Here is a 14786-nt window from a genome sequence, read left to right as displayed (position 1 = left end):
GGTGCAGCCCAATCGCCCGGTGGCGCTTCGCTTACCGGGCCTACAAGCTGGGTTTTCTCCCTCCCCTGTGGGAGAGGGCCGGGGTGAGGGCATCAGACCGCACCGCACTCCAGCCGATACACCCAGTCGTCATACCGTACGCCGTCAATCTCGTACGCCTTCTCCAGCACCTGCGTACGCACAAACCCCGCTTTCTCCAGCACCCGCACCGACCCGCCGTTGTCCGCCAGTACGTAGGCGTTAATCGCTTTCACGCCGGTCTGGTTAAACGCATATTCACATACCGCGCGCAACGCCTCACTGGCGATACCTTTCCCCTGCGCGGCAGGCACAACCGTATAGCCAATATCAGCCTCTTCACGATTCTCTGGGCTGATCTGCAGGCCGATATCGCCCAGCGGCGTGTCATCATCATGAAAACGAATCACAAAAACGTGCGCCGCCGTTAAGCGCGCAGCAAATACGCGCCGGGTCTCTTTTTCCGGCGCGATGGCGGCCATGTAACGCATGATATTGCGATCTTCCCGCAACGAGCGGAAGAAGGCCCAGTCAGTGGGTTCGAAAGGGGTGAGGTGAAGCCGGGGTGTGGTAATGGTTGCCATTGTTACGCCATTTCATCGGGACATGGCGTACAAATGTAACATATTCATCCCACCACATCCCTCAACGCCTCTTCTAAGTCATACCAGCGAAACGCAAACCCGGCCGCTTCCAGCCGTTTAGGCAGCGCGCGCTGCCCGCCCAGCACCAGCACGGACGCTTCACCCATCATCAGGCGAATCACCGTTGCGGGCACGCGCAAAATTGCCGGGCGATGCAGAGCATGGCCCAGCGCGTGGGCAAACTGCTCGTTACGCACCGGGTACGGCGCAACCATATTGAACGGCCCACGCAGATCGTTATCCAGCAGCCAGAGAATACCGTTGACCATATCGTCGATGTGGATCCACGGCAGATACTGACGGCCATTACCGATGGGGCCGCCCAGTCCGAGCCGGAACGGAGGAAGCATTTTCGCCAGAATGCCGCCTTTCGGCGCGAGAACGACGCCGGTACGCAGCAGGCACACGCGGGTATTATCGCTCTGGGCAGCACAGGCAATACGTTCCCACTGAGCGCAGAGCTTATGGGTAAACTCGTTGTGCGGCGGCTCTTCTTCGGTCACGACCACCTCACCGAGATCGCCGTAATAGCCTACCGCAGAACCGGAAATCAGTACCGATGGCGGGGTATGGCTGTTACGGATGAGCTCGACCAGCTTTTCGGTGATGTTCCAGCGGCTGCTGCATAACAGCTGTTTTTGCTCTTCCGTCCAGCGTTTGTCGGCGATGGGTTCACCGGCCAGGTTGATGACGGCGTCAAAGCCGTCCAGATTCTGCCGGTCAGCCAGATTTTTCCAGATGTCGATACCGGCACCCAGCACCTGGCGCGCTTTCTCAGGGCTGCGCGTTACCACGGTAATGTCGTGATGTAACGCCTGCAGGCGCGCAATGAGATGACGGCCAATCAGGCCTGTACCGCCGGTCAGCAGAATCTTCATACAACCTCCAGGTTTACGCCCGGCGCTGCCAGCTTAACGTCATGGAGACGGAGTCGGCATAACGCAGGGCGTGAAGTTTATCGATCTCTACTTCAGCATAAGTGACCCAGTGATGTTCGCGTGCGATGTCGAGCACATCCTGAGTTAATTTTTCCAGCAGAGAGAAGCGGTTATTTTCCACGTACTGAATGATGCTTTTCGTAATCGTGCGATAGTTCAGCGCGTCATTGATGTCTTCACTGCCTCTCGCTTTGTCTGCCGGATAGTGGATAACCACATTAATCACGATATCCTGACGGTTGGCGATCTCCTCGTCTTTGATACCGATAAAAGTACGTAAGCGTAAATTTTTTATACGAATAATAGCGTCATGCTGCGACATTGCAGGTCTTCTCCGTGTCAGTATTTCCTCCCCATAATACATGAGAGCCTGACACGCGCCCAACCGGGCGCAGGCCTAAATCTCCTGGATTTTTTTCATCGCACGCTCGGTCGCCGGGCGGGTGCGGATACGTTCAAACCAGTTGTTAACCGCCGGGTAAGAGGCTAAATCAATACGGTGACGTTCATGGGTATTCACCCACGGCCAGCAGGCGATATCGGCGATACTGTAATGATCGCCCCCGAGCCACGGTGATTTTTCCAGCCGACGGTTCAGTACGCCGTACAGCCGCTGCGTTTCCACCTGATAGCGCTCTATCGCATACGGGATGGGTTGTGGCGCGTAAGCGGTAAAGTGGTGGTTCTGCCCCAGCATCGGGCCCAGGCCGCTTGTCTGCCAGAACAGCCACTGTAGCGTGTGGTGACGCTCGCGCAGTTCCTCGCTCAGCAGTTTGCCGGTTTTCTCCGCCAGATAGATCAAAATCTCCCCGGATTCAAACAGGCTCAACGGTTTGCCGCCATCAGCTGGCAGGTTATCGATGATGGCCGGGATTTTGTTGTTCGGTGAGATGGCCAGAAAGAGAGGCCTGAACTGATCGCCTTTGCTGATATCCACGCGGATGATCCTGTATTCCAGCTCGGCTTCTTCAAGAAAGAGGGTGATCTTATGGCCGTTTGGAGTAGGGGCGTAATAAAGGTCGATCATTCTCAACTCCTGTCAGTGTGAAGTGTAATGCCATGACCAATCAGTATAGGTGGTTGTGCAAAATCGTGAGTTTTCATCAAGTGACAGCGGCGTAAAGAGACTATATGTTGAGGGAATACCGATCAGCCGATGAGGATGTTATGAACCAGCCTGTAATCACGTTGTGGTCCGATGCCCAATTCTTTTCACCCTATGTCATGAGCGTGTACGTGGCGCTGGCGGAAAAAGGGCTGTCATTTAGCCTGAAAACCATTGATCTGGACGGCGGCGAACACCTGAAACCGCAGTGGCAGGGTTACGATCTGACCCGGCGCGTGCCGGTACTGGACATTGATGGCTTCGCGCTGAGTGAATCGTCGGCGATCGATGAATACCTGGAAGATCGGTTCGCGCCACCAGAGTGGGAGCGTATTTATCCTCACGATCTGCAAAAGCGGGCCCGGGCACGGCAAATCCAGGCGTGGCTACGCAGCGATTTGGTGCCGATTCGCGTTGAACGCTCCACGGATGTGGTATTTGCGGGTGTGAAAAAGCCCGCCCTGAGTACTGAGGGGGCGCAGAGCGCGCAAAAGCTGATTGACACCGCCACCTCGCTGTTGGCCCACGGTAACCCGAACCTGTTTGGCGAATGGTGTATTGCCGATACCGACCTGGCGCTGATGCTGAACCGCTTGATCCTTAACGGCGATGACGTCCCCCAGCTGCTGGTGGATTACGCCACTTTCCAGTGGCAACGTGCGTCGGTGCAGCGCTATGTGGCACTCTCCGCTAAGCGCGTCGGCTGATAAGCCCTGGCGCTTAAGGTATGATGAGGGCAGTCTGTTTTTCTGAGGAGTGACTGATGAAACTGATGTTTGCGTCGGATATCCATGGATCGCTGCCCGCGACCGAGCGCGTTCTTTCCCTGTTCGCACAAATTGGGGCGCAGTGGCTGGTTATTCTGGGTGACGTGTTGAACCATGGTCCACGTAACGCATTGCCGGAAGGCTATGCCCCTGCGCAGGTGGTGGAAAAACTCAACCCGTATGCCTCGCGCATTATCGCCGTGCGCGGTAACTGCGACAGCGAAGTGGATCAGATGCTGCTGCACTTCCCCATGACCGCTCCGTGGCAACAGGTGCTGCTGGAAAAATGCCGTCTGTTCCTCACCCATGGTCATCTTTTTAGCCCGGATAATCTCCCGGCGCTGGCCGCTGGCGATGTCCTGGTTTACGGCCATACTCATATTCCGGTAGCAGAAAAACGCGGGGAGATTTATCACTTCAACCCAGGTTCGGTCAGCATCCCGAAAGGCGGATACCCGGCGAGCTATGGCATGCTTGATGAGCATACGTTAAGCGTTATCGCACTTAATGATCAGCAAGTTATTGCACAGGTAGCGATTAATCCGTAAGTTACACCTCAACTGTAAACGCGCCGTAAGAGCGCTTAGACGAGAAGGTTTCCCGATGGTGGAGCAGAGTCATTTGGCAAGTACAGAGTGGGTTGACATTGTCAACGAAGAGAATGAAGTGATCGCGCAGGCCAGCCGCGAACAAATGCGCGCTGAACGCCTGCGTCATCGTGCGACGTATATTGTTGTTCATGACGGCATGGGCAAAATTTTGGTTCAACGCCGCACGGACACCAAAGATTTTCTCCCTGGTATGCTGGATGCCACTGCGGGCGGTGTCGTTCAGGCGGATGAGGTCCTGCTGGATTCCGCACGCCGTGAAGCGGAAGAAGAGTTAGGCATTGCGGGCGTACCGTTTGCCGAGCATGGACAGTTCTATTTTGAAGACGAACATTGCCGTGTCTGGGGCGGGCTGTTTAGCTGCGTTTCCCACGGGCCGTTCGCCCTGCAGGAAGAAGAAGTAAGCGAAGTGAGCTGGATGACGCCGGAAGAGATCACCGCGCGTTGTGACGAGTTCACGCCGGATTCGTTAAAAGCACTGGCGCTGTGGATGACCCGCAACGCCAAAAACGAATCGACTAAATCTGAGAAAGAAGAAGAGGCCGAATAAGCTTTAGCAGCTCTCCCTCAGACACAGACTGGATGCGATGGGTTTCTGATCGCGCCAGTCTCCGTCATTCAGACGTTCCAACAATGCACGTCCCGCTTCAATACCAATCTTACGATGGGGTACTGCCATCGTCGTCAGCGGCGGCTGACAGACACGGCTGACGTCGCTGTCGCCAAACCCGACCACGGCCAGATCGTCCGGCACCTTGATACGCCTGCGCTGGCACTCGTACAGCGCGCCACAGGCCAGTTCATCTGAGACGCAAACCAGCGCATCCAGCTCCGGCCACGCCAGCAGAAATTCAGGAAGTTGTGCGGCCCCCGTTGAAAAGCTCGGCGGCATGGCGGCGTTAATCACCCGGTTAGGCGACATATGGTGGCGCAGCATTGCTTTGTACCAGCCCTGCAAATGCTGCTGGAAAATCCACTGCTCCTGGTTGGCACACAGCAGGCCGATGTTCTGGTAGCCGCGTTTGATGACCATTTCCGTAAGTTCATACATGGCCGCGACGTTATCAATCCCGATATTCATATCGATAGGATCGGCGCGCATGGCGCCCATCTCCATCACCGGAATCGAGGCGTTTTTTAGCCAGTGACGCACGGTGTCAGTATGTTCGACGCTGAGCAATATCGCTGCGGCGATATTTGACGCCAGCAGCGTTTCCAGCAATTTCTCTTCCTGTTCAAGACGATGCTGGGATTCGGCCAGCATGATCTGATAGCCGGCGGGCTGTAACACCTGCTGGAGCCCGGCGAACATTTCTGAACAACCGGCTTCGGAAAGATTGGGGACGACCATCGCGATCGTCCACGACGAGGCCGAAGCCAGCGCACTGGCTGCAAGATTCGGCATATAGCCTAACTCTTGTACCGCGGCTTCTATTTTTTCTCGCAGTTTATCGGAAACCTGTTCAGGCGTGCGGAGAGCACGGGACACGGTCATTGTGCCCACACCGGCAAGCTGTGCGACATCGGCAAGTGTCACTTTACCGGTACTGCGCCGTTTTCGGGTTAGAGACATACACCTTCCTGCTGACAGGACGCCACTCATTTCATCCTTCGCTTCACGTGACAGGCAGTATACGCCTTAAATCCCTTTTTTTGCTGTGATTTCGCGCCAGGATGTTAATTTGATAGCGCTATCACACTTCTGAATGTTAGATCTTGGTAGCGCTATCTTTGTGATCGCGATCGCAGCCAATTCGTTATGCGTTGAATAAAGTTTGTTCATCTTTAGCGCGATGCCGGGAGGGGAAATGCTCAAAAAGTGGATATATGATACAACCATCACGCTGCAGGCTAGCGTTGAGAGTTGGCCGCAGGCGCTGGAGATATGCGCGAAACCGTTGCTGGAGCTGCAGGTCATTGCGCCGGAATACGTAACGGCCATCATTGAGCAGCACCACACTTTAGGACCCTATTATGTGCTGGCACCAGGGCTGGCCATGCCGCATGCGCGGCCGGAAGAGGGGGCAAAAGGACTGGGCCTCTCATTATTAAAACTCAGGAAGGGCGTTTCATTCGGTGCAGGCGAATTTGATCCCGTCGATGTGATCGTTATGCTGGCGGCACCGGATAAACACAGCCATATCGAAATGATCTCTGCGCTGGCTGAATTATTTTCAAGCGATGAGGATATGGCGGAATTACATCAGGCGAATACACTGGAGGAAATTAAAAAGATAATCGACCGCTTCTGATTTAATTATTTAATCCGACTCGTCACACACATTACGCGCAAGCGTGATGGGACATACTCTACGCAAAAAAGGGGACAACAATGAAAATCATGGCTATATGCGGTTCTGGCCTGGGCAGTAGTTTTATGGTCGAAATGAATATTAAAAAAGTGCTTAAGAAGCTGGACATTGACGCCGAGGTTGAGCACTCCGATCTCTCTTCAGCCACGCCCGGTGCGGCCGATCTTTTCGTGATGGCGAAAGATATTGCCTCCAGCGCCAGCGTGCCGGAAAACCAGCTGGTGGTGATCAACAACATCATCGATATCAACGAACTTGAAGCGCAGCTGCGTGCCTGGTTCGAAAGACAATAACCCTGATAAGGCGAGGTGGATATGTTTATCCTTGAAACGCTGAATTTCGTTGTCGATATTTTAAAAGTCCCTTCCGTGCTGGTGGGCCTGATTGCCTTAATTGGTCTCGTTGCGCAGAAAAAAGCCTTTTCTGACGTTGTAAAAGGGACCATTAAAACTATTCTCGGGTTTATTGTGCTGGGCGGTGGCGCCACCGTGCTGGTGGGGTCATTAAATCCATTAGGCGGTATGTTTGAACACGCCTTTAATATCCAGGGCATTATTCCCAATAATGAAGCGATTGTTTCCATTGCGCTGGAAAAATATGGGGCCTCGACTGCGCTGATTATGGCGTTTGGGATGGTGGCCAATATTCTCGTCGCCCGCTTTACCCGTCTGAAGTATATCTTCCTGACCGGACACCACACGTTCTACATGGCGTGCATGATTGGGGTGATCCTCACGGTTGCGGGCTTTGAAGGGGTAGGGCTGGTCTTTACGGGGTCGCTGATCCTCGGGCTTGTCATGGCCTTCTTCCCGGCGATTGCGCAGCGTTACATGAAGCGCATTACCGGCAACGATGATATTGCTTTCGGCCATTTCGGCACCCTGGGCTACGTGCTGTCCGGCTGGATTGGCAGCAAGGTCGGCAAAGGTTCACGTTCAACCGAAGAGATGAACCTGCCGAAGAACCTGAGCTTCCTGCGTGACAGCTCGATCTCCATCTCTCTGACCATGATGATTATCTACCTGATCATGGCGGTGAGCGCCGGGCGTGAATACGTCGAGGCGACCTTCAGCGGCGGTCAGAACTACCTGGTCTACGCTATTATCATGGCAATCACCTTCGCCGCAGGGGTGTTCATCATCCTGCAGGGTGTACGCCTGATTCTGGCAGAAATCGTCCCGGCCTTTACCGGCTTCTCAGAAAAACTGGTGCCCAATGCGCGTCCGGCCCTGGACTGCCCGGTGGTCTATCCGTATGCGCCCAACGCGGTGCTGATTGGCTTCCTGTTCAGCTTCCTCGGGGGGATCGTGGGGTTAATTATCTGCGGCCAGTTTAACTGGGTGCTGATCCTGCCGGGCGTGGTGCCGCACTTCTTCACCGGCGCAACCGCGGGCGTGTTTGGTAACGCCACCGGTGGACGTCGCGGGGCAATGATTGGCGCCTTTGCCAACGGGCTCTTAATCACCTTCCTGCCGGTGCTGCTGCTGCCAGTACTGGGAGCCATTGGCTTTGCCAATACCACTTTCTCGGACGCTGATTTCGGCGCCGTCGGGATTGTGCTTGGCAACCTGGCGCGCTTCCTGTCACCACTGGCCATCACCGGGCTTGTCGTTGCGTTGTTCGCGCTGCTGGTGGCGTACAACGTGTTCGCGAAAAACAAATCTGCGGGTGGTAATGCGCAGGAAAACACCGGAGCCAAATCATGAATGAGAATGAGATAACCGAACTCGCGCGTCAAATTCGACTCGAGACCCTGAAATCGCTGACGCAGCTGGGATTTGGTCACTACGGCGGCAGTATGTCGGTCGTCGAAACCCTGGCCGTACTGTACGGTGCGGTAATGAAAATTGACCCGGCAGACCCGGACTGGCCAGAACGAGACTACTTTGTCCTGTCGAAGGGCCATGCGGGACCGGCCCTGTACAGTACGCTGGCGATTAAGGGCTATTTCCCGATGGAAGAGCTGAGCACGCTTAACCAGAACGGCACACGCCTGCCAAGCCATCCGGACCGGCTAAAAACACGCGGTGTGGATGCCACGACCGGTTCGCTTGGCCAGGGGATCTCCATCGCGGGCGGCATGGCGCTGTCGCATAAGCTGGCCGGGCGGTCAAATCGGGTCTTTTGCATCGTCGGTGACGGCGAGCTGAACGAAGGGCAGTGCTGGGAAGCGTTCCAGTTTATTGCCCACCATCGTCTTAACAACCTGACGGTGTTTGTGGACTGGAATAAACAACAGCTTGATGGCGAGCTGGATGAGATCATCTGCGCGTTCGATCTGGAAGGGAAATTCCGCGCCTTTGGTTTTGACGTGGTGACGGTGAAAGGAGATGACATCCCGGCACTGCTGAAGGTCACCGCACCGGTTCCGCCAGCGGATGCGCGTCCGCGGGTGGTGATCCTCGACAGCATCAAAGGACAGGGAGTGGCGTATCTGGAACAGCTGGGTAACTCGCACCATCTGCGATTGACCCCAGAGAGCAAAGCGGCCCTCGACGAGGCGATCCGCCAGCTGGAGGTAACACATGATTAAGGTTGCACCTGCAGGACAGAAAGATGCCATAGAGATGCGTAAGGTCTACGCGGGTTTTGTGGCAAAACAGATTGAAGCCGGGAGCGAGATCATCGCCCTGGAAGCGGATCTGATGAGCTCAATGGCGATGGACGGCGTGGCGCGCGATTATCCGCAACATGTGATCAACTGCGGCATTATGGAGGCCAACGTGATCGGTACCGCGGCCGGGCTGTCACTCACCGGCCGCAAGCCGTTTGTTCATACCTTTACCGCCTTTGCCAGCCGTCGCTGCTTCGACCAGCTGTTTATGTCCCTGGACTACCAGCGTAATAACGTGAAGGTCATTGCCTCGGATGCGGGCGTGACGGCCTGCCACAACGGCGGGACGCATATGTCGTTCGAGGATATGGGCATTGTGCGCGGTCTGGCGCATTCGGTAGTGCTGGAGGTGACCGACGCGGTGATGTTTGAAGACATACTGCGCCAGCTTATCGACCTCGACGGGTTCTACTGGGTACGTACTATCCGTAAGCAGGCGCCAAGCGTGTATGCCCCGGGTTCAACGTTTACCATCGGCAAAGGCAATGTGCTGCGCGAAGGAAGCGACATTACCCTGATTGCCAACGGCATTATGGTGGCCGAAGCGCTGGAAGCGGCCCGTCAGCTTGAGCAGGAGGGCGTTAGCGCGGCAGTGATAGACATGTTTACCCTGAAGCCCATCGACCGGATGCTGGTGAAAAACTACGCCGAGAAAACCGGGCGGATCGTGACCTGCGAAAACCACAGCATTCACAACGGGCTGGGCTCGGCGGTGGCGGAAGTGCTGGTGGAGACCTGCCCGGTGCCGATGCGTCGCGTGGGGGTGAAGGAGCGTTATGGCCAGGTAGGGACGCAGGACTTCCTGCAGAAGGAGTATGGCCTGACGGCGCATGACATTGTTTCAGCGGCGCGAGAGTTGCTGTAAATAAAAAAGGCGACCCGTGAGCGGTCGCCTTTTTGTTGCCCGGTGGCGCTAGCGCTTACCGGGCCTACGGTCCTGTAGGCCGGATAAGCGAAGCGCCATCCGGCAAGACCTTATTTACTGCTGCTGAGAAGACTGGATCGCCGTCAGCGCGATGGTGTAGACGATATCGTCTACCAGCGCGCCACGGGACAGGTCGTTCACAGGTTTGCGCATACCCTGCAGCATTGGCCCGATGGAGATCAGGTCTGCTGAACGCTGTACCGCTTTGTAGGTGGTGTTACCGGTGTTCAGATCCGGGAAGATGAACACGGTAGCGCGACCTGCAACCGGGGAGTTTGGCGCTTTGGATTTCGCAACGTCAGCCATAACTGCGGCATCGTACTGCAGCGGGCCGTCGATCATCAGATCAGGGCGTTTTTCCTGTGCAATACGGGTCGCTTCACGCACTTTCTCTACGTCGCTACCTGCACCAGAGGTGCCGGTGGAGTAGGAGAGCATCGCGACGCGTGGTTCGATACCGAAGGCAATCGCGGAGTCCGCGGACTGGATTGCGATTTCAGCCAGCTGCTCTGCGGTTGGATCCGGGTTGATCGCACAGTCGCCGTAAACGTAAACCTGTTCAGGCAGCAGCATGAAGAACACGGAGGAAACCAGAGAGCTGCCTGGAGCCGTTTTGATCAGCTGCAGCGGTGGACGGATGGTGTTCGCGGTAGTGTGAACCGCACCGGATACCAGGCCGTCAACTTCGTCCTGCTCCAGCATCAGCGTACCCAGCACCACGTTGTCTTCCAGCTGCTCACGCGCAACGGCTTCGGTCATGCCTTTGTTCTTACGCAGTTCGACCAGACGGGCAACGTAGCTTTCGCGAACCACTTCTGGATCAACGATTTCGATGCCAGCACCCAGCTCAACGCCCTGGGATGCCGCAACGCGGTTGATCTCATCCGGGTTACCCAGCAGCACACAGGTCGCGATGCCGCGCTCTGCACAGATTGCGGCCGCTTTCACGGTACGTGGTTCGTCGCCTTCTGGCAGAACAACACGTTTGCCCGCTTTACGCGCCAGCTCGGTCAGCTGGTAACGGAAGGCCGGAGGAGACAGACGACGGCTGCGCTCGGAGGTTGCGGTCAGCGATTCGATCCAGTCTGCGTTGATGTAGCTTGCAACGTATTCCTGAACTTTCTCGATACGCTCGTGGTCATCAACCGGCACTTCCAGGTTGAAGCTCTGCAGGCTCAGGGAGGTCTGCCAGGTGTTGGTGTTGACCATGAATACCGGCAGGCCAGTCGCGAACGCGCGTTCGCACAGCTTGCTGACGCGTGGATCCATCTCGTAAGCACCGGTCAGCAGGATAGCACCGATTTCTACGCCATTCATCGCGGCCAGGCAGGCAGCAACCAGCACGTCTGGACGGTCTGCGGAGGTCACCAGCAGGGAACCAGCACGGAAGTGCTCCAGCATATGCGGAATGCTGCGGGCGCAGAAGGTCACGGATTTCACGCGGCGGGTATTGATGTCGCCTTCGTTGATCACGGTGGCGTTCAGGTGACGCGCCATATCGATGGCACGGGTGGCAATCAGATCGAAGCTCCACGGCACCGCGCCCAGAACCGGCAGCGGGCTGGATTCCTGCAGTTTAGCCGGGTCAACTTTAATGACTTTCGCTTTGGAAGAGTCGTCGAAGATCTCGGACAGGTCAGGACGCGTACGGCCCTGCTCATCCACAGGCGCATTCAGTTTGTTGACGATTACGCCCGTGATGTTGGTGTTTTTAGTACCACCGAAGCTGCTGCGGGTCAGTTCGATACGCTCTTTCAGCTGCTCTGGGGTATCTGTGCCCTGAGACATCACAAAGACGATCTCGGCGTTCAGGGTTTTCGCAATTTCGAAGTTCAGCGACTGGGCAAACTGGTGTTTGCGGGTCGGAACCAGGCCTTCAACCAGCACCACTTCCGCGTCTTTTGTATTGGCGTGGTAGTTGGCGATGATCTCTTCCATCAGCACGTCTTTCTGGTTGCTGGAGAGCAGAGATTCAACGTGGTTCATCTTCAGCGGTTCGGCCGCTGGCAGATTGGAGTTCTTACGAACGATGGTGGTGGTCTGGTCTGGCGCATCGCCACCGGCACGTGGCTGGGCGATTGGCTTAAAGACGCTCAGACGAACGCCTTTGCGTTCCATAGCACGGATCACGCCAAGGCTGACGCTGGTCAGGCCGACGCTGGTTCCGGTAGGGATCAGCATAATAGTACGGGACACGGTTTATCCTCTTTCGTTACCGCCTGATTGTGGCGGGTGACAAAACAGCACCGCCAGCAGAGCTGGCGGTGTGGAATCAAGCAGTCAGACGGTGCGCGTCTTGCGCGATGACCAGCTCTTCGTTTGTTGGGATAACGAGAGCAGGGCGGGTGCCTTCTTTGTTGATGAAGCCAGACTTGCCGAAGCGGGCAGCCAGGTTACGCTCGTGATCAACCTCAAAGCCCAGAACGCCCAGTTTGCCCAGGGACAGTTCGCGAACCATTGCCGCGTTCTCACCGATACCACCGGTGAAGACAACAGCGTCAAGACGGCCATCCATCAGCGCAGTGTAAGAGCCGATGTATTTCGCCAGACGGTGGCAGTAAACGTCCATTGCACGTTTAGCGTCTTCTTTCTCTGCGTAGTTGTCTTCAACGTAACGGCAGTCGCTGGTGACTTCGGTCAGACCCAGCAGGCCAGACTCTTTGGTCAGCATTTTGTTGATCTGGTCAACGCTCATGCCCAGGGTGTCGTGCAGGTGGAAGATAATCGCCGGGTCGATGTCACCGGAACGCGTACCCATCACCAGACCTTCCAGCGGGGTCAGACCCATGGAGGTATCAACACATTTACCGTTGCGGATTGCAGAAACGGAACCACCGTTGCCCAGGTGGCAGGTGATGATGTTCACTTCTTCAACCGGTTTGTTCAGCACTTTTGCCGCTTCCTGAGTCACATAGAAGTGGCTGGTGCCGTGCGCGCCATAGCGACGAACACCGTGCTCTTTGTAGAGGCTGTATGGCAGGGCATAGAGGTAAGACTCTTCCGGCATGGTCTGATGGAACGCGGTGTCAAACACGGCCACGTTTTTGTCTTTCAGATTCGGGAAGGATTTCAGCGCTTCAGCGATACCGATCAGGTGCGCCGGGTTGTGCAGCGGTGCAAAAGATGCAGAGTCTTTGATGCCCTGGATAACAGAGTCGTCAATCACGACGGAACTGGTGTATTTCTCGCCACCATGGACGATACGGTGACCAATCGCAGTCAGCTGAGCAGACAGTTCTGGTTTTTGTGCCAGAATAGTGTTAACGATAAAGTTCAGCGCTTCACTGTGAGCGGCGCCTGCACCTAAAGCCGCTTCTTGTTTGCTGCCGTCCATCTTCCACTTGATACGTGCTTCAGGCAGATGGAAACATTCGGCCAAACCAGAGAGGTACTCGTCACCGTTGAGCGCATCGATGATGGCGAATTTCAGTGAGGAGCTACCGCAGTTCAGAACCAGTACTAACTTACTCGACATGGAAGTACCTATAATTGATACGTGGCTAAAAAAACGTCAAAGAGTCTAAAAGCGTAACGCATGCTGACCCAGACATTTATGATTAACATCATGCCAAACGAACATTCTGGCAGGATGGAAGAAATACCTATGATTTTAAGCCATTTTGAACATTTTTCAGACAATGGCATAATATGCGATAATTTGACGAGTTAACGATTCTCGTCTACGGCCCTATCAGGCTGGCACAGGATACCCGATACGGGGTAGTGATGACAAAATATTTTGAACGTTGTCATAGCTTGTTGTGGTTTTGCACGAAAATTTTAATTTTTATATGTGAAGTTGAGGTATGCCATGTCGACACCTGAGATCCCGTCCGTGAATTTTTTTAGTCTGTTTCGTCGGGGACAGCATTACGCGAAGACGTGGCCGATGGAAAAACGCCTTGCGCCCATGTTCATTGAGAATCGCACAATCCGCGCCACGCGCTACGCGATTCGCTTCATGCCTCCTGTCGCTATTTTTACCCTCTGCTGGCAAATTGCGCTGGGCGGACAGCTCGGCCCTGCCGTGGCGACGGCGCTTTTTGCGTTGAGCCTGCCGATGCAGGGGCTGTGGTGGTTAGGTAAGCGTTCAATCACACCTCTGCCGCCTTCTATTTTACACTGGTTTTATGACGTTCGCGGGAAACTGGAAGAAGCCGGTCAGGCGCTCGCTCCGGTTGAAGGCAAGCCCGATTATCAGGCGCTGGCTGACACGCTTAAGCGAGCTTTTAAGCAACTTGATAAAACATTCCTCGATGATTTGTGATTGATCATCGAAACGACTAATAAAAGAAGGCACAGTAACACACCGTTACCGTGTCTTTTTTTTCAAGTGCCATGCGCTACAGGAGTCGAAAGATGGAAATGACCCATGCTCAACGTCTGATTTTGTCCAACCAGTACAAAATGATGACTATGCTTGATCCCGATAACGCTGAGCGCTACAGCCGCCTGCAGACCATCGTCGAACGCGGCTTTGGTTTGCAGATGCGTGAACTGGACCGCGAGTTTGGCGAGCTGAAAGAAGAAACCTGCCGCATCGTGATCGACATTATGGAGATGTACCACGCGCTTCACGTGTCCTGGAACAACCTGAAAGATCAGCAGTCCATTGACGAGCGCCGCGTCACTTTCTTAGGCTTTGATGCCGCAACGGAAGCGCGCTATTTGAGCTATGTCCGCTTTATGGTGAATACAGAAGGGCGTTATACGCACTTTGATGCGGTCACCCACGGCTTTAACGCGCAGACCCCTATGTGGGAAAAATACCAGCGCATGCTGAGCGCATGGCACGCCTGCCCGCGCCAGTACCACTTAAGCAGCAACGAAATTCAACAAATCATTAATGCCTGAC

17 protein-coding genes are annotated in these 14786 nt (G+C 55.2%); 10 read left to right on the top strand and 7 right to left on the bottom strand.

All coding sequences use genetic code 11. The features are described from left to right. Positions 1-92 precede the first annotated feature (92 nt). From ACMWKA_RS03995 to yfcG, 4 genes are all read right to left on the bottom strand, one after another. Complete coding sequence (locus tag ACMWKA_RS03995; protein ID WP_013098129.1) at positions 93-602, bottom strand: GNAT family N-acetyltransferase; 510 nt, start codon at positions 600-602, stop codon at positions 93-95. A 44-nt stretch (positions 603-646) separates the two neighbouring features. After that, entirely contained in the window at positions 647-1540 is an 894-nt protein-coding gene (locus tag ACMWKA_RS03990) for a TIGR01777 family oxidoreductase (RefSeq protein ID WP_013098128.1), read from the bottom strand. Between the two features lie 13 nt (positions 1541-1553). Next, on the bottom strand, positions 1554-1922 hold the full coding sequence (folX, locus tag ACMWKA_RS03985) for a dihydroneopterin triphosphate 2'-epimerase (RefSeq protein ID WP_013098127.1): 369 nt from the start codon (positions 1920-1922) through the stop codon (positions 1554-1556). Positions 1923-1997: 75 nt separating this feature from the next. Next, positions 1998-2627: a GSH-dependent disulfide bond oxidoreductase gene (gene yfcG, locus ACMWKA_RS03980; RefSeq protein WP_414760010.1), complete on the bottom strand. Its 630-nt coding sequence runs from the start codon at positions 2625-2627 to the stop codon at positions 1998-2000. Between the two features lie 140 nt (positions 2628-2767). On the opposite strand from yfcG, the gene yfcF reads away from it, so the two are divergent. Genes yfcF through yfcD form a run of 3 tightly spaced genes read left to right on the top strand, consistent with a single transcriptional unit; the run spans position 2768 to position 4630 of the window. After that, the gene (yfcF, locus tag ACMWKA_RS03975; protein WP_045903394.1) at positions 2768-3412 is read left to right on the top strand and encodes a glutathione transferase; all 645 of its coding nucleotides are present in this window, start codon (positions 2768-2770) and stop codon (positions 3410-3412) included. A gap of 56 nt (positions 3413-3468) precedes the next feature. Beyond that, positions 3469-4020 (top strand): phosphodiesterase, encoded by a 552-nt coding sequence (gene yfcE, locus ACMWKA_RS03970; protein WP_045903393.1) that lies wholly within the window; start codon positions 3469-3471, stop codon positions 4018-4020. Positions 4021-4075: 55 nt separating this feature from the next. Continuing rightward, entirely contained in the window at positions 4076-4630 is a 555-nt protein-coding gene (yfcD, locus tag ACMWKA_RS03965) for an NUDIX hydrolase YfcD (protein ID WP_013098123.1), read from the top strand. 3 nt (positions 4631-4633) lie between these two features. On the opposite strand, the gene ACMWKA_RS03960 is transcribed toward yfcD, so the two are convergent. After that, positions 4634-5653 carry a LacI family DNA-binding transcriptional regulator gene (locus ACMWKA_RS03960; protein WP_013098122.1) on the bottom strand — a complete coding sequence of 340 codons (1020 nt, stop codon included), beginning with the start codon at positions 5651-5653 and terminating at the stop codon, positions 4634-4636. A 235-nt stretch (positions 5654-5888) separates the two neighbouring features. Between ACMWKA_RS03960 and ACMWKA_RS03955 the strand changes: the two genes are divergently transcribed. The 5 genes from ACMWKA_RS03955 to ACMWKA_RS03935 all read left to right on the top strand — a co-directional run bounded on the left by ACMWKA_RS03955 (position 5889) and on the right by ACMWKA_RS03935 (position 9871). After that, positions 5889-6332 (top strand): PTS sugar transporter subunit IIA, encoded by a 444-nt coding sequence (locus ACMWKA_RS03955; protein WP_045292173.1) that lies wholly within the window; start codon positions 5889-5891, stop codon positions 6330-6332. Positions 6333-6412: 80 nt separating this feature from the next. After that, positions 6413-6685, top strand: a complete 273-nt coding sequence (locus ACMWKA_RS03950; protein WP_013098120.1) for a PTS sugar transporter subunit IIB — start codon at positions 6413-6415, stop codon at positions 6683-6685. 21 nt (positions 6686-6706) lie between these two features. After that, complete coding sequence (locus ACMWKA_RS03945) at positions 6707-8098, top strand: PTS ascorbate transporter subunit IIC (RefSeq protein WP_023622509.1); 1392 nt, start codon at positions 6707-6709, stop codon at positions 8096-8098. Next, on the top strand, positions 8095-8925 hold the full coding sequence (locus ACMWKA_RS03940; RefSeq protein WP_029881737.1) for a transketolase: 831 nt from the start codon (positions 8095-8097) through the stop codon (positions 8923-8925). The genes ACMWKA_RS03945 and ACMWKA_RS03940 overlap by 4 nt, the downstream gene beginning before the upstream one ends. Beyond that, positions 8918-9871, top strand: a complete 954-nt coding sequence (locus ACMWKA_RS03935; RefSeq protein ID WP_047023805.1) for a transketolase family protein — start codon at positions 8918-8920, stop codon at positions 9869-9871. Before ACMWKA_RS03940 ends, ACMWKA_RS03935 begins: the two co-directional genes overlap by 8 nt. Positions 9872-9985: 114 nt before the next feature. On the opposite strand, the gene pta is transcribed toward ACMWKA_RS03935, so the two are convergent. Together pta and ackA are read right to left on the bottom strand one after the other, a co-directional pair. Then, complete coding sequence (gene pta, locus ACMWKA_RS03930) at positions 9986-12127, bottom strand: phosphate acetyltransferase (RefSeq protein ID WP_013098116.1); 2142 nt, start codon at positions 12125-12127, stop codon at positions 9986-9988. A gap of 76 nt (positions 12128-12203) precedes the next feature. Beyond that, complete coding sequence (gene ackA, locus ACMWKA_RS03925) at positions 12204-13406, bottom strand: acetate kinase (protein WP_013098115.1); 1203 nt, start codon at positions 13404-13406, stop codon at positions 12204-12206. Positions 13407-13742: 336 nt separating this feature from the next. Here ackA and yfbV point away from each other — a divergent pair, with 336 nt between their 5' ends. Both yfbV and ACMWKA_RS03915 read left to right on the top strand, forming a co-directional pair. Further along, on the top strand, positions 13743-14198 hold the full coding sequence (gene yfbV, locus ACMWKA_RS03920; RefSeq protein WP_020690637.1) for a terminus macrodomain insulation protein YfbV: 456 nt from the start codon (positions 13743-13745) through the stop codon (positions 14196-14198). A gap of 92 nt (positions 14199-14290) precedes the next feature. After that, positions 14291-14785: a YfbU family protein gene (locus ACMWKA_RS03915; RefSeq protein ID WP_414760009.1), complete on the top strand. Its 495-nt coding sequence runs from the start codon at positions 14291-14293 to the stop codon at positions 14783-14785. Position 14786: the final 1 nt, after the last annotated feature.

The sequence above is a fragment of the Enterobacter sp. 03-F-07-AD-ECC genome (genome assembly GCF_047530935.1).
GTDB lineage: Bacteria > Pseudomonadota > Gammaproteobacteria > Enterobacterales > Enterobacteriaceae > Enterobacter > Enterobacter cloacae.
Note: the sequence above shows the minus strand (reverse complement) of the source record. Positions and strands in the feature narration are given on the sequence as shown.

Coding starts and splice junctions, on each gene's coding strand:
- ACMWKA_RS03995 (WP_013098129.1), bottom strand. CDS start 602: ATGGCAACCATTACCACACCCCGGCTTCACCTCACCCCTTTCGAACCC.
- ACMWKA_RS03990 (WP_013098128.1), bottom strand. CDS start 1,540: ATGAAGATTCTGCTGACCGGCGGTACAGGCCTGATTGGCCGTCATCTC.
- folX (WP_013098127.1), bottom strand. CDS start 1,922: ATGTCGCAGCATGACGCTATTATTCGTATAAAAAATTTACGCTTACGT.
- yfcG (WP_414760010.1), bottom strand. CDS start 2,627: ATGATCGACCTTTATTACGCCCCTACTCCAAACGGCCATAAGATCACC.
- yfcF (WP_045903394.1), top strand. CDS start 2,768: ATGAACCAGCCTGTAATCACGTTGTGGTCCGATGCCCAATTCTTTTCA.
- yfcE (WP_045903393.1), top strand. CDS start 3,469: ATGAAACTGATGTTTGCGTCGGATATCCATGGATCGCTGCCCGCGACC.
- yfcD (WP_013098123.1), top strand. CDS start 4,076: ATGGTGGAGCAGAGTCATTTGGCAAGTACAGAGTGGGTTGACATTGTC.
- ACMWKA_RS03960 (WP_013098122.1), bottom strand. CDS start 5,653: ATGTCTCTAACCCGAAAACGGCGCAGTACCGGTAAAGTGACACTTGCC.
- ACMWKA_RS03955 (WP_045292173.1), top strand. CDS start 5,889: ATGCTCAAAAAGTGGATATATGATACAACCATCACGCTGCAGGCTAGC.
- ACMWKA_RS03950 (WP_013098120.1), top strand. CDS start 6,413: ATGAAAATCATGGCTATATGCGGTTCTGGCCTGGGCAGTAGTTTTATG.
- ACMWKA_RS03945 (WP_023622509.1), top strand. CDS start 6,707: ATGTTTATCCTTGAAACGCTGAATTTCGTTGTCGATATTTTAAAAGTC.
- ACMWKA_RS03940 (WP_029881737.1), top strand. CDS start 8,095: ATGAATGAGAATGAGATAACCGAACTCGCGCGTCAAATTCGACTCGAG.
- ACMWKA_RS03935 (WP_047023805.1), top strand. CDS start 8,918: ATGATTAAGGTTGCACCTGCAGGACAGAAAGATGCCATAGAGATGCGT.
- ackA (WP_013098115.1), bottom strand. CDS start 13,406: ATGTCGAGTAAGTTAGTACTGGTTCTGAACTGCGGTAGCTCCTCACTG.
- yfbV (WP_020690637.1), top strand. CDS start 13,743: ATGTCGACACCTGAGATCCCGTCCGTGAATTTTTTTAGTCTGTTTCGT.
- ACMWKA_RS03915 (WP_414760009.1), top strand. CDS start 14,291: ATGGAAATGACCCATGCTCAACGTCTGATTTTGTCCAACCAGTACAAA.